Raw genomic sequence first — 16823 nt, 5'->3', positions numbered from 1 at the left:
AAGAAACCATGAATATTTTAGTTGCAGGAGCACACGGTAAAACCGGACTCCAAATTGTAAAGCTTTTAGTAGAAAGGGAACATAACGTTCTAGCCATGATCAGAGATGATTCTCAGTCTGAAGAAATGGAGAAGCTGGGTGCAATTCCATATATAGCTAATCTGGAGGGTGATATAGAATTTGCTGTAGAAGGTGCACAGGCTGTAATTTTTGCCGCAGGTTCAGGTCCTAATACCGGCGAAGATAAAACCAAATCAGTAGATCGTGATGGTGCAATTAAACTTATAGAAGCTTGTGAGAGAAATGGAGTAGAGAGGTTTATCTTGCTTAGTTCAGTAGGTACAGATGAGCCTACGCAAGGGCCAGAAAAACTTCAGCCCTACCTGAAAGCTAAAGCGGCATCAGAAAAACGATTGTTAAAAAGTAATCTGAACTATACAATTGTAAGACCAGGCATGCTCAACAATGATCCGGAAAGTAATCATATTATTGCCCAGGAAAGACTGGAAGATAAGCAGGGACAAATTTCACGGGCCGATGTTGCGCTCTCTATTGTAGAAGCTTTAGAAAATAACCACACGTATCGTAAAACATTTGAAATTATTGGAGGCGGTAATCTGGAAGTAGAGGAAGCCCTGAATACTTTATAACAGAGCCCCCTAATTTTGTCATAAACTCATCGTATTTAACTGCGATGAGTTTTTTTATACCTCCAGGATAGAAGCCAGCTCAGGCAAACCTTGAAAACTTGCATGAGTATGCGCTGTATTTCCTCTATTGTCTTTAATGGTTTTGTCAGCACCATGCTCTAGCAATTGCTTTACTATTTCTGACTGACCAAAGGTAGCGGCATAAATAAGAGCGGTAGCTCCATTATAATTCTGAGCGTTAACATCAGCTCCTCTTTCTATCAAGAGGGCAGCAATATCATTGTAGCCTTTGAAACACACTCCCATAAGAGCGGTATTGCCTGCTGCATCTCTTACATTAACATCAGCCCCCGCGTCTAAAAAAAATTTAGTTATCTCGTACTGTTCATTATAGCTTGCCAGCACCAGAGGAGGAAAGCCCTTAGGATCTTTTTCTTCCAATATACTTGCATTAGCATTCACTTCTCGCTTCACGTCTTCCAACTCTCCAAAACGTATAGCTTCAAAAAAATTCATGGTGTAAATGTTTAATTGTAAAAAAGGGAGCGCGATATGCAACTCCCTTAGTGTAATACAACAAATTAACTCAAATTACTGAGCTGCTGTTTGGCTAATTCCCAGGGCAGCTCTTACCCCATCACCGTAGGCAGGATCTACTTTATCAAAGTGTGCGAGTTGTCTCTCTATAATTTCTGTAGGTACACCTCCCATAGCTTCAGCGATGTTGTTAAACAGACGTTCTTTCTGAGCATCATCAAACAGGTTGAATAATGCACGAGGCTGAGTATACACATCAATCTCCTCTTCATACTCATAACGTCCTATGTCACCATTGATTTTCATTGGCGGCTCTTCTACGCTAGGGTCAGCTTCCGGACCACCAAACGAGTTAGGCTCGTAGTAAGCATCAGGATTATTGTTATCAGTATAGTATCTCATTAAACCATCTTTGTGGTAGTGTGCTACCGGAGATTTTGGTCGGTTTATAGGAAGAGACTCATAGTGCGCACCTAGTCTGTAACGGTGTGCATCAGCATATGAAAACACCCTTGCTTGTAGCATTTTATCAGGAGAAAAACCTATGCCTGGTACTACATTTGAAGGAGAATATGCAGCATTTTCTACTTCATTAAAATAGTTTTCAGGATTGCGGTTTAGCTCTATCTCACCTACTTCTATTAGAGGATAGTCAGAGTGAGGCCATACCTTGGTTAAGTCAAATGGATTGTAAGGTGTCTTTTCAGCATCTGCCTCTGGCATTATCTGTACCATAAACTTCCACTTAGGGAACTCACCTCTTTCAATAGTTCCAAAAAGCTCTTCCTGATAAGACTCTCTGCTTTCTCCAATTACTTTTTTAGCCTCTTCATTGGTATAATGGCGATGGCCCTGCATGGTTTTGAAATGAAACTTCACCCAGTATCTTTCCCCCTGGTTATTCCAGAAGCTGAAAGTATGAGAACCATAACCATTCATGTACATTGGAGCAACAGGTAAACCACGGTCAGACATCAGAATAGTTACCTGATGCAAACTTTCTGGCGTTAATGACCAGAAGTCCCACATAGCAGTATTAGACCTTAAGTTTGTTTTAGGATGCCTCTTCTGGGTACGAATAAAGTCAGGAAATTTATATCCATCTCTTACAAAGAAGACCGGAGTATTGTTACCTACCATATCCCAGTTACCTTCTTCAGTATAAAACTTAATTGAAAAGCCTCTTACGTCTCTTTCTGCATCGGCAGCACCCTGCTCTCCTGCTACAGTAGAAAAACGCATTAAAAGAGGGGTTTCCTTACCTACTTCAGAAAATATTTTAGCACGGGTATATTTGGTAATATCGTTAGTTACCTTAAAAGTACCATGTGCACCCCAACCTTTAGCATGCACTACTCTCTCAGGTATTCTCTCTCTATTCTGATGGGCAATTTTTTCAAAAAGCTTGTAGTCGCTAAGTACGACCGGACCTCTTCTACCGGCGGTGAGTGAATTTTTATTGTTACTCACTGGAGCACCTGCCGAAGTTGTTAGTCTAGGGTTTTTGTTAGCCATAATAATGTTGTTTTAGAAAAATTTGATATACACAATATTAGAAACTATTAATTAGTTATAAAAACGATATTATAGTTAGTATTATTGACAGTATCAATGTTATAAGTAAACCATGATTTAAGATGAACATTCAACAGCTGGAGTATATAGAAGCCGTAAGTGAGCTAAGAAGTTTTGATAAAGCCGCAGAAAAATGCTGCATCACCCAATCTACCCTAAGTACTATGGTGTCCCGCTTGGAGAAAGAATTAGGTATTGTTTTTTTTGATAGAAAAACCAAACCCATTACTGTGACCCGAGAAGGGCAAGAGCTCATCAATCAGGCGCAAACCATACTTAGGGAGATTAATAATTTTAAGGAACTGGTAAGTGGCCTAAAGGGCGAACTAAGAGGGAGCCTAAAGATAGGTGCGATACCTACAGTTGCCTCTTACCTCTTTCCTCTTTTCTTAAAAGAGTTTATAGAGGCCCATCCTAAAATTCATTTTACCATAAGTGAGGGAGTTACTGAAAAAATTATTTCTGACCTGGAAAGTCGTAAGCTGGACATTGGTCTGCTATCTACTCCCCTAGACCACCCGAACCTGATAGAGGTGCCATTGTATCAGGAACCTTTTATTCTATTTGACAGCGCACGGAGGAAAGTAACTGAGCAAACAGACGATGTAGATCTTAACAAAATTGATGTGAACAGATTATGGTTACTGGAAGAGGGGCACTGCCTGCGAGCACAAATAAGCAAGCTTTGCAGCCTTAGAAAAGAACGCTCTCCCGACTGGAATCTGGAGTACAAATCTGGCACTATTGATACCCTAAAAAGATTTGTAAAATTAAATGATGGCCTGACCATTTTTCCGCAGCTTGCTACCATTGACTTTAGCATGGAAGACAGAAGACATCTTAGAAAATTTAAAAAACCTGTACCTGCTCGTGAAGTTAGCCTGGTAGTACATAAACATTTCGTGAAAAAGAAGATTTTGAATGAACTGAAAAATGTAATTACTGATACGGTATCGCCACTTATTAGTAAAGAAAAGAAGGTTCAACTTGTTTCACCAGTTTAAACACCCTTTGTTAACCAACTGATTTATAAATATTTACCACCTATTAAAGTAAGTAACACTTTACTATTTTCAGCTAAACATGTGAGGAAAGGAGGAATACCTATCTTAAATTAAAGGTTTAGTTGAAGAGTATTCCAAAAATCTTCTTAAACGCTATTTGCTCCCATTCGTACATACTTAATATAAGTAGTATGTGAAACTTTATTTAGGCTAACCTAATTCATAGCTTAAACTATTGCCTTCATTAACTCTATTGCTTATTACAAGTAATATTTTTAATACCTTAAACTTAGAATAGTACATGAATTTTCATACAAGAAAATGGGTAAAACCCGAAGACCTAAACCCTAATAAAACACTCTTTGGGGGGCGTTTGCTTCAATGGATAGATGAGGAAGCGGCCCTCTATGCGGTAATACAATTAGAGAACCAAAAAGTAGTAACCAAGTATATTTCTGAAATAAACTTTATCAGTTCTGCAGTAACGGGTGACATTATTGAAATTGGAATTGAACCTGTTTCTTTTGGAAAAACCTCGCTTACCGTACGCTGTATCGTACGAAACAAGATGACACACGAGGAGATTCTTTCTATTGATAAAATAGTAATGGTAAACCTGGACGAAAATGGAAAGCCCAGTCCGCACGGAAAGACAAATGTTGAATTTGTGAAAGACCGATTGGCAGAAAGAAAAGTCTGACCTCAACACAAAAAAGCTGAAAGACCTTAGAGGTCTTTCGCTCTTTCTGCTTTTATTTTTTCGCTGCTTCCCTCGCTAATGTAGCCTTTACTTTCGGCATGCGATGCAGCATCTACAGTGTCATCTTTTATTACCAGGTCAACTCCCCTACCTGCCATGTCCATAGCAATTTTTTTGACAGCTTCTTTACGTACCGGATTAGTAACATCTCTTATGTATACGCTAAGTACTCTACCCGGAAACTCGTGTACCACGGTCTGATAAATTTCCGGATCATGCTGACCACTATCTCCCAGCAGAATAAATTTTAGATCGGGATAAAAAGACAAGATACGTCTGATCTTATCTAGTTTATGACTGGCATGTTTTTCCTTGATAAACTTAGTTTCACTTATACCAATATCTCTAAGAAGTATCGGTCCTTTTGGAATATTATTTAAAGCGAAAAAATCCTCCAGCATGTCATACATATTCCACGGACTACTAGACACATAAAAGACAGGATTATGCGATTTTCCATTTCCCCCTTTTTGCAAGGCATTGTAAAAAGCAGCTACTCCATGAAATGGCATACGAGTAGTCGCGTTGTTTACCAGTGCCATTCTTATAATCTCTATCCGGCTGGTAGTTTTGGATATGAGTATGGTATCATCAATGTCAGAGATCACTCCAAAATCTGACTTGCTATCTGGAATCATCACCTCTCCTTTGGCTTTGATTTCTTTTTGACCTTCGGTCAATTTATCCAGTAGTTTAAATTCTACCTTATGCCATAGACGGTCATCAGGTGGAGGTTGCGGAAAGGCCATTCGCAAACGAAAGTAGCCTTCATCATTAACTTCAAGATTTTTCTCCTGCTCCTGAAACTTTGCTTTTACATGTACGAAGGGTATCTCACGACTCATATATCGCCTGGCCATGGCTTTAATATTCGTCCAGGTACTGTCATGCACATTTGGTTTAGCCAAGCCACTATTTTCCATCACACGCCCCATTATCGTTAGCTCCTTATGGTTGCCATAGCCCCGATAAGGGAAGATGATCACATCGCCCAGCTTACCTTTACGGATTCTACGCTTGAGCTTCCAGCGGTCCAAGCGGGTTTCTGCCCTGCCTACAGTTTTTAGTAGTATACCTCCGATGTTCACTTTAGCTGATCTTCAATTTCTACAGATGATATTATTTTTTCTGCAGCATCACGAGGTATTAAACCATTTTCGTAGGCATGCAATGCAGCGTTTGTAGAGTTTTTGGCAAGGATCATATCTATCCCTTGTTTTTTCACCTTCTCAGCAATAGCTCTCACTTCTTTATCTCTTTTATCAGAAGTGACATCGCGTATGTATATCGCCTGTATATTTTCGGGGTACTTGCGGCTCATAAACTCATAAATTTCAGGATCTTTTTGACCACTGTCACCAATCAAAATAAATTTGGTTTTGGGGTACAAGGTAAAGAGCGTCGTAATTTGAGCTACTTTATGCTTCTCATGACTGCTTTTGATAAAGGTATCGCTGTCTACCCCCATATCTCTTAGTAAGAAAGGACCTTTGGGAATATTATGCACATCGCAAAAGTGATAGAGTAAATCGTAAAGGTTCCAGGGACTGCTGGAGACATAGAAAACAGGATTAATCTGCTGCCCATTGCTACCACCCTGCAAAGCTTTGTATAATGCAGAAACACCTGAAAATGGTGTACGTGTACGAGCATTATTGAAAAAAGTAAGCTGGGCTTTTTTGATGAGATCCGAAGAGCGTGAGATCAGGATTGTATCATCAACATCCGAAATAATGCCATACTCACATTTGTCGGGAATTAGCACTTTACCATCTGCTGTCACTGGCCCCTGATCTGGGTAAATTTCGTCTAGCAACTCAAAATGTATGTCGTGCCAATTATTTTCGTTATCCAGCTCAAAATCTTCCAGAATAAGCTTAAAGTATCCCTCACTATCGGTTTTTACAATTTGCTCCAAATTCTGAAAGTAAACTTTGATGCGAGCGTTTGGCACTTCGTCACTTTCGTAACGTCGATACATAGTACGTATATTACTCCAGACGCTAGCATTTTCTTTGGGAGCCTCTTGCCCTTCAGACTCTAGCAGCCTACCGCTGATTAGCACTTTATCGGTACTACCAAAACCCAGATAAGGCTGTATACTAAGTGGCCCTAGCAGGTGTAGCTTCTTTTTGATGTAAAAAGAAGATTGATCGTAGGCGGTTTCTATACCGCTCAATGACTTAAGGAAAAAATCTGATATTGCTGTCATAAAAAATACTTTAGTATATAAATATGATACAGCTTTATTTGTTTGCAATGATGCTTATTACTCGGAAATTCAGACAATAGCACCCTCCACAGTCTTTTGTACTGGATATTTTTTAATGTCAAAAACTACCATAGCATTGTTATACCCCTGGGGTAAAGTAATTTTTTTAATAGCCTTTTTCCCTTTGTCGTTCATAAAAGTCTGACTCAACTTTACCTCCTGAGGCACAGACAGTTGGACAACAAAATCTCCTTCAGGTGTTTCGCTACTTAACGACATATAACCTTTTCCAATGGTATGTAATCGGTCCTGAGGCTCTGCCTGATCAAATACGGAGGTCATGGTATCACGAGCAGCAGCAGTAAGTAAAGAGACTATGCCACCCCCAGGAATAAGACTCAGCGCTCCGCTAACCGCTCTGCCAAAAACATTGTGCAGTATCTTTTCAATCTTATCGGCTTTTTCTATTGCGCTAATCTCTACATCCAAACCGGACTCTCCTATTACCGGACCTTTGAATATAATCTGGTCTTTCAGGGGAAGGCCACCTAAGTTGAGTGTTTTATTGTCTTGCAGATGTACCTCCATAACTGTAGTGGGCACTTTATCGTGAGGATTAGGATAGATGACTCCTATGGCCAGAAGGTTGTTCCCTTCTCCACTGTCTACCTGCCCGTTTTCAATAATTGTAATGCTTTTGAGTTTAATCTGAAAAAAGTAATGCATAGATGATTAGTAGTTTATATGTTTAGTCCTCTTAAAAAATAAGCATATTGTTTAGCTGGAAGTGTCTGTGAGTTTGATGTCAGATACTGGCTTTCTACCATCAGCTCTTACGCTCATCAATCGCTTAAGTAGATCAAACCAGAAAGGTGCCCCCAGTGTAATTGCAAAAGCTGTAATTAGCCAGCCAGGCACAGCGCGTAGCACACCAGGTAATGGAATACCCCATAGCCACAATCTTTTGTATTTAGTTTCCTTCCAGCCCATTCCTAATGCAGAAGAACTCATTTCTATTTCTTCATGTACCAATTGATATACCTGCCTACGCATAGTATCAATTTCTTCTTTTTCTACAACTCCAGTATTCAGACTATCATATTTGGCAATAAAGCTGTCTGCCTGTGCTATAACCTGAGCCCGCGAATCCGGATCAAAGCTGAGTTTTTGAGCGATACGAAAAGTATCTGCATTGAAAACCACACTAATAGAGAGCCCTAGAAAAAAAAGGATGATCTGCACACGACGCTTATACCAGGCAGTAGCCTGTAACATTATTTCTTCGTACCAAACTTCAAGATTAGCCTTAAATTTATCAAGATTACCTTCCGCATCTAGTAAAAAAGAACGTAGCACTTTTTTGGTTTTACCCTCGGGCAAGCCTTCAATTCCTTTTCTTAGTTTATCTATGTTTCCTCCCTCTTTAGGATAGAGCAATTCTATCAGCACTTTAGAAAAGTATTGATTACTAATGTAGGCAGGAAAACTCCCCTTTTCTTTTCTGCGCAGCTTACGTACCAGCGGATGCTCAAAAAACTGCTCACACAAAACATCACCACCCTCCTCATCATTTAGCATGGTCTCCAAAGCAATCTTGAGATTTTTGCCTCTGGAGTAAAGCCAGTTCATTATAATTTCATTGAGGGTGGTGGCCAGCAGACTTAATAGCAGATAGACAAAAATTAGCCCGATAACGACCTCCAGGACTTCTATCCCAAACATGTATAATAGTTTAGTGGTGATTAACTCTGTTAAAGAATGAAGATAAAAACATTTAATGAGAAGCACTTCACCTTTATGAAGAATAAACTAACCCACCTACAACCGTATAATTCTTATACTATAAGTATTAACAAAACTATTATATTTTTAAAATATGTGTAATAATACAAAGTATTATGTTTAAAATAAAACTTGTTTAATTAAACATAATACAAACTCACCTATTAGTCCCATTAAGTATTACTCATCTTTTAACATACCTTATAAAATGGAGCCATTAGGAAACGCAACATTTGAAAATTACATCGGTACGGAACAGGGGTATTCTGAAATGGCATTTCAGATAGTTTCTCATGTTCTTACCTTGGGCTACGCGGTAATGTTAGCCGGTTTATTGTATTTTGTCCTGACCATCAAGCAGGTAGCTCCCACGTATCGTACTTCATCCATTTTGTCTGTTGTAGTAATGGTTTCTGCCTTTTTGCTACTGTTTGTACAGGCGCAAAACTGGTCCAACACTTTTAATTTTGATGTGGAGCGAGGAAAATATTATCTGGCCGAAGGTGCCGATTTGTTTAATAATGGTTATCGTTACTTAAACTGGATGATTGATGTACCCATGCTCTTGTTCCAGATACTTTTTGTGGTGTCTCTTACTTAAAGCAGCTTTTCCAGTGTACGAAATCAGTTTTGGATATCCGGTGCATTAATGATTCTTACCGGATATGTAGGACAGTATTATGAAGTAACCAACCTTACTAAATTTGCTCTATGGGGAGCCGTATCTGCTGTATTCTTTGTACACATATTATGGCTGATGCGTAAGTCATCAATGAAGGAAAAGAAGGTATTCCCGCTCCAGCTCAAAGTACACTAAATTCTATATGGTGGCTGTTTCTGGTATCCTGGATGCTGTACCCTGGCGCCTATCTGATGCCTCACCTGGTTGGAATAGGAGGAGCCTTTTTTAATGAATTGGGAGTAGTAGCTCGCCAGATCACGTATACAATCGCTGATATATCTTCTAAAGTAATCTACGGTGTACTACTTACTGTAGTAGCTCAACATATGAGTAAAGCTGAAGGCTATGTGTATGAAACCACAGAAAACAAAGAAAAAGCATTTCATTAATTCTGTAAATAAGTATCTCACAAGCGCTAATTAGGTAAAGATCTTCTTCCTCGTGTGAGGAGAATATCTTTTTTTGGTTTATAGGGATAGCAAAAGCCTGTTTATCACATCCATTAATTCAGGCTGGTCCTTGAGTGCTTTTCGTGTTGTATTTTCGAAATCGTGGAGCCAATAATCAAAATGACTTATTGCCCTATCAGTGGCTTTATTTACCCTCTCAGTATTGCCTTTGCAGCTGAACTGCCTTTTTTTACTGATTAAGTAGGCTACTTCTTGTTGAGTAGTGTCCAGCTCTTTACGGCTTATTCCAAAATTGTAAATTTCCTCTCCTTCTGAGATAATTATCTGGTAAAAATTCTCTGCATAGCTAAGCCACTCTTGTATAGCACTACTAAGCTTACTCAATCGTAATCGTGTATACATTGTTAAGTCATCCTGAAAGGCAATTCTCGCCAGATTACGATGCCTGGCATGTATTTTCTTAACTTTATCTAAGCGCTCGTATATATGCCTTTTTGTATCTGACAGCTCACTTATTGCCTGGCTTAACATTCTTTGATGCTGACGCACTTCTTCTAACAGTTGCTTTCCTTCCTGTAAGCGAGAGATAGGATAGCCTACGTTTTTCAGAGCTGATTGAATTAGCGGATGGTTCATACTATTCTCTAATGCCATCTCTCCCCAGTCTATTCTTTGCAAGATAGTCTGCTTCATAAGTATTCATGTTATTGCATTACAAAGATACATTACTGTATAATACCAATACTTATAGCAGATTTTGGTAAAATCACTTATGTAATTACAATTAGTATTTTTAAATATTCAACTGGTTGAAGACTATTTTAAATGTCTATTAGGTATGCTGTAATATCTATTTTTTAAATACTTTTACCACCATAAAGTCTACCTACATATAATTAGCTTATATAAGTTTTTTAAATTTAAGCTCTAAAAAAACTCACTTCTTTTGCCATTTTTCTAAAGTATGAGCTAAAATTAACTCACTAAAACATTTTAGATATGAGCAGGCACTCTATTCTAATAATGACAATATGTAAAAGGTGTGTTACTCAATTTAACACATCTATTACTCCATAAAGTGTAAAAGTTAATAGTTGAATTTTAAGATCATTTAAATCAAATTAGAGTACAAAATTACTTTATGCGCCCCAAAAAGATAGTTGAAGAGTGGATTCGCCTTTTTAATGCTGCTGATGCTGAAGCTTTATCTCTCCTATATCATGAGGATGCAGTTAACCATCAGGTAGCGCAAGAAGCAGTAGTAGGTAGAGAATCTATACTTAGAATGTTCAGTCATGAGTTTGCTCAGGCAAAAATGCTTTGCATTCCAGAAAATCTATTTGAAGATGGAGACTGGGCTATACTTGAATGGAAAGACCCACTGGGTCTCAGAGGTTGTGGTTTCTTTCAGGTAAAGGCACACAAAATTAAGTTTCAGCGTGGCTACTGGGATAAGCTGTCTTTTTTGCGCATGCATAAACTCCCTATACCTAAAGAATAGTAGCCGTTTAACTTTGCTAGTTTACATAATCTTGATAAACATAGGGTTCTCTGTAACTATTGTTCCTTTATTTTTTATACAACAGGCTTTTCCACCTACAAAATTGAGTAGTAGTTTGTAAATTAGAGGATATAAAATTCAGAAATAAATGAAAGGCTGGATAAAATCGCGTACCGTTGATAGATACCTTCAGCCAATTAGAGCTCAAATGCTTGAACTGATTGCTCCTAATAGTAATGTACTTGATATTGGTTGCGGCACAGGGAGTTTTCTGATCAATAGTTTAAGTAAAATTAATTATGGCCTGGGTATAGATAGCAATGCTACGCTAATACAGTATGCTCGGCGCAAAACACATGAGCTGAGAACGAATAAAGTTGAGTTTCATCAGTTATGCCTTAATGCTGACTATACCCCTACTCGTCATTTTGATGTTGTTACTGCTTGCCTGTTTTATCATGTCCTACCTACCAAACTATCTGCTGCCATACTACAACGTATGTCTGAAATTTCTGATCAGCAGATAATTTGCGCGTTTTGTGAACCCAAGAACAACTCTCAAAAATTTTTGATGTGGTTAGACCAAAGGTTTAATTCACATTACAGAAACTTTACCGCTTATCAGGAGGTCGGTTACATGGAAGGGCTTATTGCTAAAACTCAGTTAAAGCTGGAGAATATTTTAGATACTTTTGACCCCAGTTTAAAAATTTACTGTGTCAAAAAAATACCTCTTACACGCCTCTAGGCATAGACTTTTTAAATATATACTGTGTATGATTTAGTAGCGGGTTTGTGTTATCAATTTTAATAGATAGCATACCGTTTCAAGAACTGCCCTAAGTACGAAAAACCATTTAGTTCAATATCAGCACACTACCATACTTTTACACATGTTTACTTGAGCTTATCCATCTTTCGCAAAGACAGATTTAATTTTTTACATTACTTTTTATAGAAGTTTAAATGGGAATGCAATGGACTTACAAGATTTAGGTTTAGAAAAGAAGCTCCTTCCTAAAGTACTTGCCCTAGAAGATGAAGGCTTTGAAGTTGGAAGAGTTATAGCCGAGTATAAAGAAAGATATAAGGTTTACACCCTAAATGCTACCTATTCAGCAGAGATTACCGGAAATCTGAGATTTACGGCCAGCAGCCGAGAAGATTTTCCTGCGGTAGGCGATTGGGTGAAGCTCAATATTTATGATAAAGAGTCTGCCATTATTATGGAGATACTGGAACGCAAAAACAAACTAGCAAGACAGGCAGTAGGTAAGCATGCAGAAGAACAGCTGATTGCCACCAATGTAGATGCCGCTTTTATTGTTCAGGCAGTAGGATATGATTTTAACCTAAATCGTCTGGAGCGCTACCTTGCCATTTGCCATGCTTCTAATATTCAGCCTATAATTGTGCTTAGCAAGACTGACCTCTTAAACAAAACTGAAGTAGACAAGCTCGTTCAGAAAGTGCAGAATAGGGTACAGTCAATTCCAGTAGTAAAACTTAGTAATATCAGTCTGGAAGGACTGGATATTATTAAATCACACATTGTGGCTGGCAATACTTATTGCGTGTTAGGCTCATCTGGTGTGGGTAAGTCTACCCTACTAAACAGGCTTTTAGATAAGGAACTGATGGTAACACAAGACATTAGTGAGAGCACCAGCAAAGGACGACACACTACCAGCCATAGAGAATTGTTTGTGCTCCGAGATGGGGGTATACTGATTGATACCCCAGGAATGAGAGAATTAGGAATGACAAATAGCGGAGAAGGCGTAGATACTACTTTTGACTTCATCTCAGAATTAGCTCTAAACTGTAAATACAAAGACTGCACACATAGCACAGAAGACCATTGTGCGGTATTAGAAGCCGTGGATGAAGGAAAAATTGATGCCTCCGCGTTAGAAAACTACCATAAGCTTAAGCGAGAGCAGGCGCATTACAGCAGTACACTTGAAGAAAAACGTAAAAAATCTAAACTGCAGGGAAAGATGTACAAACAAATTCAAGAGGCTAAGAGAAAGAATAAAACGGGCAACTAGTACAAAGTTTAACTCTCTTCCCCTTTTTAGTAATTTTGTTTTGCTAAAAATATGGAATTCAATTATTTTCTATAATCTTGAATTTACTATTAAACCCTTAGGCATGAATAAGTATTTAATGCATAATTGCATTTTTTAAGCTATTTAAATAACATTTTCACACCATACACATACTTTTTTAAAGCTAAAGAAGAGTATTATATAATCTTTTAGCAGTATTTATTACAATGGGCTTTTATACTTACCCTTAGTAATGGCACACTGATTGATAAAAAATTACTATATTTTTTTGATCATTAATACATAGGCGTAATGCACTATAGTATTGATAAGTATGGATTTAAAAACAAATTCATGAACGAACAAGAAAGGCTAAAAGAACTACAGGCATATAAGATTTTAGATACGCCACCAGAAAAAGAACTAGATGAACTGGCAGAAATAGCTTCTGTAATTTGTGATACTCCTATATCTCTACTGTCATTTGTAGATGAAGATCGTCAGTGGTTTAAATCCATTAGGGGTTTATCAGTTGACCAGACCCCTCGTGACCAGGCATTTTGTCAGCATGCTTTGCACCTACCAGAAGAGGTGCTTGTAGTAGATGACCCACTGAATGATGAGAGATTTAAAGATAATCCACACGTCAATGGAGATCCATATATTCGCTTTTATGCTGGTGCTCCGCTACAAACCCCAAAAGGGAATGTGCTAGGTACGCTTTGCGTCATTGATAACAAACCTCGTCAGATCAACGAAAAGCAAAAGAAAGCGCTTCAGATACTGGCAAAGAAGGCTATGAACTACCTGGAAACCAGGAAAATATTACTAGAGCAGGACACAAAAATTGAGCGGAGTGCTCACCGTCTTAAAAAGCTGACTGACCAAACACCTGGAGTAGTATTTCAATTGGAGATGGATAAACAGGGCAAGCTAAGCTTTCCCTTTTTGAGCAAAGGCATAGAGAAAGTCTTTCCTAAACTACCATTGGCAATACTCAAAGAGCAGCCTGAATTGGGGCTGAAAATGATTTACCCGGACGATACTCCACACGTAAACCAAACCCTGAACCAATCTTATAAAAGCTTACAAAACTGGAGTGCAGAGTTTCGTATGCTTTCTAATGACAATACGCTGCGCTGGTTTTGGGCCAATGCTAAACCAGAACTACAGGAGAATGGAAGTGTAATGTGGTACGGTTATTTTAGGGACATTACTAGCAAAAAAGAATACGTAAAAGCACTAGAGCAAATACTTTTTGATATATCGCATGTATTGAGAAGTCCTGTAGCTACCCTATTGGGAATATCAAATGTACTGGAAGATAATGAACTGGATACTCCAACTTTGAATAGATTTTTAAAACATATTCGCGATGTATCGGAAGAGATGGATCATTGTCTGACGACTTTAGACCACGCGTATAATGATCTCAAATACAAAGCAACAAACAAAGAGACTGTTCCTGTAAAGCAAAATAGATAAATAAAGGCCTTCAAACTTAAGCCTGATTGACGATAGGAGATTCAGAGAAATTATTTGATCCTGCTATACAGAGAGGGCAATATCTTATGAAATAACAATATCATACTTCTTGGCGATTTCTCTTTTCACACTCACCAGGTGTTGAATCTCTGTCATTAAAATAATTAAATCATTTTCATCGCTAACACTTTTGAGTTCCTGTCTTTTTTGCTCAATCATGTCTTTAATAACATCAAACTTAAGCTGATCTATACTGCGTGTAATTACTTTTAAGATATCTTCATCTTTTTTGGGCACATACACATTGCGCTCCTCCCAGTTTGGGCTAGGCATATAATGTTCCACTATCAGGTCAATAACCTGTTTAGAAATATCCGGCTCAACCTGCTCTATCATATATTTTTCCATCAGGCTTTTCTGTTCATCTACATGTTGATAGTAGACATCAAACATACGCTGATGCAACTCATTTTTGAGACTGATATCTTCCAGCTCATCTTTAATATAGTGGCACACCATGTAATTCTCTTCCACCGCATGATGACCATACATCACCAGCACACGCATCAGCTCCTTTTCTTTATTGAGTAGTCCTTCATTAAGGCTATTGGATTTTACTTCAGCCAGAGGTTCTTCCGGATGCGCAAAGTCCAGATCATCAACCTGCTTATCTTCATACTCATAAGACTGTTGCCTGGAAGCTGAGCGCTGCTGTTTAATAAAAATCTTGTTCAGCTCGGCAAACAAAGTACCTTCATCCATTTCCAGCTTGACACTGGTTTCTTTAATATAGACCTGGCGCTGAATGGGGTCTGGAATTTTAGAGATACTATGAACGATCTCACGGATTATTTCTGCCCTGCGAATTGGGTCTTTCTCTGTTTCCTCCTGATAAACCGCGGTTTTAAATGAAATAAAATCCTGCTGCTGCTCTTTTAGAAATTCTTTAAACTGACTTCCCCCCAGCTTACGCACATAGCTATCAGGGTCTTCACCTTCTGGCAGCACTACCGCTTTTACGTTCAGCCCACCCTCAAGTATCATATCAATACCCCGGAATGATGCCTTTAGTCCAGCAGGGTCACCATCAAAAAGTACACTCACATTTTTGGTATATCGGGCAATTAGCCTGATTTGCTCCTGAGTAAGAGATGTGCCAGAAGAAGCTACCACATTTTGTATGCCTGCCTGATGTAAAGAAATCACATCCGTATAGCCTTCTACCAGGTAGCAGTTGTCTTCTTGCCTAATCTGCTGCTTCGCCTGATAAATTCCATACAGCACATCACTTTTATGGTAAATGGGAGTTTCAGGAGAGTTAAGATATTTAGGCTGTTCAATATCTGGATTAATCTTGAGCAAACGAGCTCCAAATGCTATTATCCTTCCGCTAAGGTTGTGAATAGGAAACATTACCCTGCCTCTGAAACGATCATAGCGTCGGTCTCCTTCCTTTCTTTCTTTTCGGATAATAAGTCCTGCTTTCTCCAAAATATCTTGGTGGTAGCCTGCCTGTTTTGCCGTTTTGAGCAGTCCATCCCACAAATCCAGGCTATACCCCAGATCAAAAGCTTTGATAGTCTCTTCAGAAAAACCACGCTCCTTAAAGTATGACAGACCTATGGCTTTGCCTTCTTCTCCCTTCCAGAGCTGATCTTTGAAATACTCCGAAGCATACTTCATGACAATATAGAGGCTGTCTTTCTCATTTTGAGCTTCCAGCTCCTCATCGGTCATGTTTTCTTCTTCTACCTCTATGCCATAGCGTTTAGCCAGCTGCTTGATTGCTTCCACATAACTCATGCCTTCAGACTCCATCAAAAAAGTGATCGCGTCACCAGCTTTGCCTGAGCTGAAATCTTTAAAAAAGCCTTTAGAAGGAACTACATAAAAAGAAGGGGTCTTTTCCTGATTAAAAGGGCTTAAGCCTCGGTAGTTTCCTCCCTGCTTTTTAAGATTCACATAATCCCCGATCACATCCAGGATGTCTACTCTAGCTTTAATCTCGTCAATTATTTCCTTCCTAATCATCAGTTAACTATGAAAGCTTTTATTCGTAAATGTGAGTGAGTATGTTTGCAAATCATTTGCAGAAATGCGCACTAACTAAGGTGCAATTTTGTAGTTAAAATGCAAATGTCCGCATAATAATTAATTTTGCAAGAATAAGAATT

Annotated in this window: 15 protein-coding genes and 1 pseudogene; 8 read left to right on the top strand and 8 right to left on the bottom strand. The window is 38.6% G+C overall.

The features are described from left to right. The first annotated feature begins 8 nt into the window (after positions 1–8). Positions 9–650, top strand: a complete 642-nt coding sequence (locus tag PZB74_RS16490) for an SDR family oxidoreductase (protein WP_302238087.1) — start codon at positions 9–11, stop codon at positions 648–650. A gap of 54 nt (positions 651–704) precedes the next feature. On the opposite strand, the gene PZB74_RS16485 is transcribed toward PZB74_RS16490, so the two are convergent. Continuing rightward, entirely contained in the window at positions 705–1166 is a 462-nt protein-coding gene (locus PZB74_RS16485; protein WP_302238086.1) for an ankyrin repeat domain-containing protein, read from the bottom strand. A 75-nt stretch (positions 1167–1241) separates the two neighbouring features. Further along, positions 1242–2702: a catalase gene (locus PZB74_RS16480; protein ID WP_302238085.1), complete on the bottom strand. Its 1461-nt coding sequence runs from the start codon at positions 2700–2702 to the stop codon at positions 1242–1244. Between the two features lie 122 nt (positions 2703–2824). Here PZB74_RS16480 and PZB74_RS16475 point away from each other — a divergent pair, with 122 nt between their 5' ends. Next, the gene (locus PZB74_RS16475) at positions 2825–3766 is read left to right on the top strand and encodes a LysR family transcriptional regulator (protein WP_302238082.1); all 942 of its coding nucleotides are present in this window, start codon (positions 2825–2827) and stop codon (positions 3764–3766) included. Between the two features lie 301 nt (positions 3767–4067). Further along, positions 4068–4466, top strand: coding sequence for an acyl-CoA thioesterase (locus tag PZB74_RS16470; protein WP_302238081.1), 399 nt, complete (start codon positions 4068–4070; stop codon positions 4464–4466). A 26-nt stretch (positions 4467–4492) separates the two neighbouring features. Here the strand turns inward: PZB74_RS16470 and PZB74_RS16465 are convergent, their stop codons facing one another. The 4 genes from PZB74_RS16465 to PZB74_RS16450 form a co-directional block, all read right to left on the bottom strand. Beyond that, positions 4493–5614 (bottom strand): App1 family protein phosphatidate phosphatase, encoded by a 1122-nt coding sequence (locus PZB74_RS16465; protein ID WP_302238079.1) that lies wholly within the window; start codon positions 5612–5614, stop codon positions 4493–4495. Beyond that, entirely contained in the window at positions 5611–6738 is a 1128-nt protein-coding gene (locus PZB74_RS16460) for an App1 family protein phosphatidate phosphatase (protein ID WP_302238077.1), read from the bottom strand. Before PZB74_RS16460 ends, PZB74_RS16465 begins: the two co-directional genes overlap by 4 nt. Positions 6739–6807: 69 nt before the next feature. Beyond that, on the bottom strand, positions 6808–7464 hold the full coding sequence (locus PZB74_RS16455) for a hypothetical protein (RefSeq protein ID WP_302238075.1): 657 nt from the start codon (positions 7462–7464) through the stop codon (positions 6808–6810). A 51-nt stretch (positions 7465–7515) separates the two neighbouring features. Further along, on the bottom strand, positions 7516–8460 hold the full coding sequence (locus tag PZB74_RS16450; RefSeq protein ID WP_302238074.1) for a hypothetical protein: 945 nt from the start codon (positions 8458–8460) through the stop codon (positions 7516–7518). A 268-nt stretch (positions 8461–8728) separates the two neighbouring features. On the opposite strand from PZB74_RS16450, the pseudogene PZB74_RS22650 reads away from it, so the two are divergent. Beyond that, a pseudogene (locus PZB74_RS22650) lies at positions 8729–9591 on the top strand (bacteriorhodopsin). 78 nt (positions 9592–9669) lie between these two features. On the opposite strand, the gene PZB74_RS16430 reads toward PZB74_RS22650, so the two are convergent. Then, positions 9670–10305 carry a PQLLE family protein gene (locus PZB74_RS16430; RefSeq protein WP_302238067.1) on the bottom strand — a complete coding sequence of 212 codons (636 nt, stop codon included), beginning with the start codon at positions 10303–10305 and terminating at the stop codon, positions 9670–9672. A gap of 448 nt (positions 10306–10753) precedes the next feature. Here PZB74_RS16430 and PZB74_RS16425 point away from each other — a divergent pair, with 448 nt between their 5' ends. The 4 genes from PZB74_RS16425 to PZB74_RS16410 all read left to right on the top strand — a co-directional run bounded on the left by PZB74_RS16425 (position 10754) and on the right by PZB74_RS16410 (position 14649). Continuing rightward, entirely contained in the window at positions 10754–11113 is a 360-nt protein-coding gene (locus PZB74_RS16425; protein WP_302238065.1) for a nuclear transport factor 2 family protein, read from the top strand. Positions 11114–11261: 148 nt separating this feature from the next. After that, positions 11262–11861 carry a class I SAM-dependent methyltransferase gene (locus tag PZB74_RS16420; protein ID WP_302238063.1) on the top strand — a complete coding sequence of 200 codons (600 nt, stop codon included), beginning with the start codon at positions 11262–11264 and terminating at the stop codon, positions 11859–11861. A 229-nt stretch (positions 11862–12090) separates the two neighbouring features. Beyond that, entirely contained in the window at positions 12091–13164 is a 1074-nt protein-coding gene (gene rsgA, locus PZB74_RS16415; RefSeq protein WP_302238061.1) for a ribosome small subunit-dependent GTPase A, read from the top strand. A 354-nt stretch (positions 13165–13518) separates the two neighbouring features. Next, positions 13519–14649 (top strand): GAF domain-containing protein, encoded by a 1131-nt coding sequence (locus tag PZB74_RS16410; protein WP_302238057.1) that lies wholly within the window; start codon positions 13519–13521, stop codon positions 14647–14649. Between the two features lie 84 nt (positions 14650–14733). On the opposite strand, the gene dnaG is transcribed toward PZB74_RS16410, so the two are convergent. Continuing rightward, positions 14734–16680, bottom strand: coding sequence for a DNA primase (gene dnaG / locus PZB74_RS16405; protein ID WP_302238055.1), 1947 nt, complete (start codon positions 16678–16680; stop codon positions 14734–14736). Between the last annotated feature and the right edge of the window lie 143 nt (positions 16681–16823).

This window comes from Porifericola rhodea, from assembly GCF_030506305.1.
GTDB lineage: Bacteria > Bacteroidota > Bacteroidia > Cytophagales > Cyclobacteriaceae > Catalinimonas > Catalinimonas rhodea.
Note: the sequence above shows the minus strand (reverse complement) of the source record. Positions and strands in the feature narration are given on the sequence as shown.

Coding starts and splice junctions, on each gene's coding strand:
- PZB74_RS16490 (WP_302238087.1), top strand. CDS start 9: ATGAATATTTTAGTTGCAGGAGCACACGGTAAAACCGGACTCCAAATT.
- PZB74_RS16485 (WP_302238086.1), bottom strand. CDS start 1,166: ATGAATTTTTTTGAAGCTATACGTTTTGGAGAGTTGGAAGACGTGAAG.
- PZB74_RS16480 (WP_302238085.1), bottom strand. CDS start 2,702: ATGGCTAACAAAAACCCTAGACTAACAACTTCGGCAGGTGCTCCAGTG.
- PZB74_RS16475 (WP_302238082.1), top strand. CDS start 2,825: ATGAACATTCAACAGCTGGAGTATATAGAAGCCGTAAGTGAGCTAAGA.
- PZB74_RS16470 (WP_302238081.1), top strand. CDS start 4,068: ATGAATTTTCATACAAGAAAATGGGTAAAACCCGAAGACCTAAACCCT.
- PZB74_RS16460 (WP_302238077.1), bottom strand. CDS start 6,738: ATGACAGCAATATCAGATTTTTTCCTTAAGTCATTGAGCGGTATAGAA.
- PZB74_RS16455 (WP_302238075.1), bottom strand. CDS start 7,464: ATGCATTACTTTTTTCAGATTAAACTCAAAAGCATTACAATTATTGAA.
- PZB74_RS16450 (WP_302238074.1), bottom strand. CDS start 8,460: ATGTTTGGGATAGAAGTCCTGGAGGTCGTTATCGGGCTAATTTTTGTC.
- PZB74_RS16430 (WP_302238067.1), bottom strand. CDS start 10,305: ATGAAGCAGACTATCTTGCAAAGAATAGACTGGGGAGAGATGGCATTA.
- PZB74_RS16425 (WP_302238065.1), top strand. CDS start 10,754: ATGCGCCCCAAAAAGATAGTTGAAGAGTGGATTCGCCTTTTTAATGCT.
- PZB74_RS16420 (WP_302238063.1), top strand. CDS start 11,262: ATGAAAGGCTGGATAAAATCGCGTACCGTTGATAGATACCTTCAGCCA.
- rsgA (WP_302238061.1), top strand. CDS start 12,091: ATGGACTTACAAGATTTAGGTTTAGAAAAGAAGCTCCTTCCTAAAGTA.
- PZB74_RS16410 (WP_302238057.1), top strand. CDS start 13,519: ATGAACGAACAAGAAAGGCTAAAAGAACTACAGGCATATAAGATTTTA.
- dnaG (WP_302238055.1), bottom strand. CDS start 16,680: ATGATTAGGAAGGAAATAATTGACGAGATTAAAGCTAGAGTAGACATC.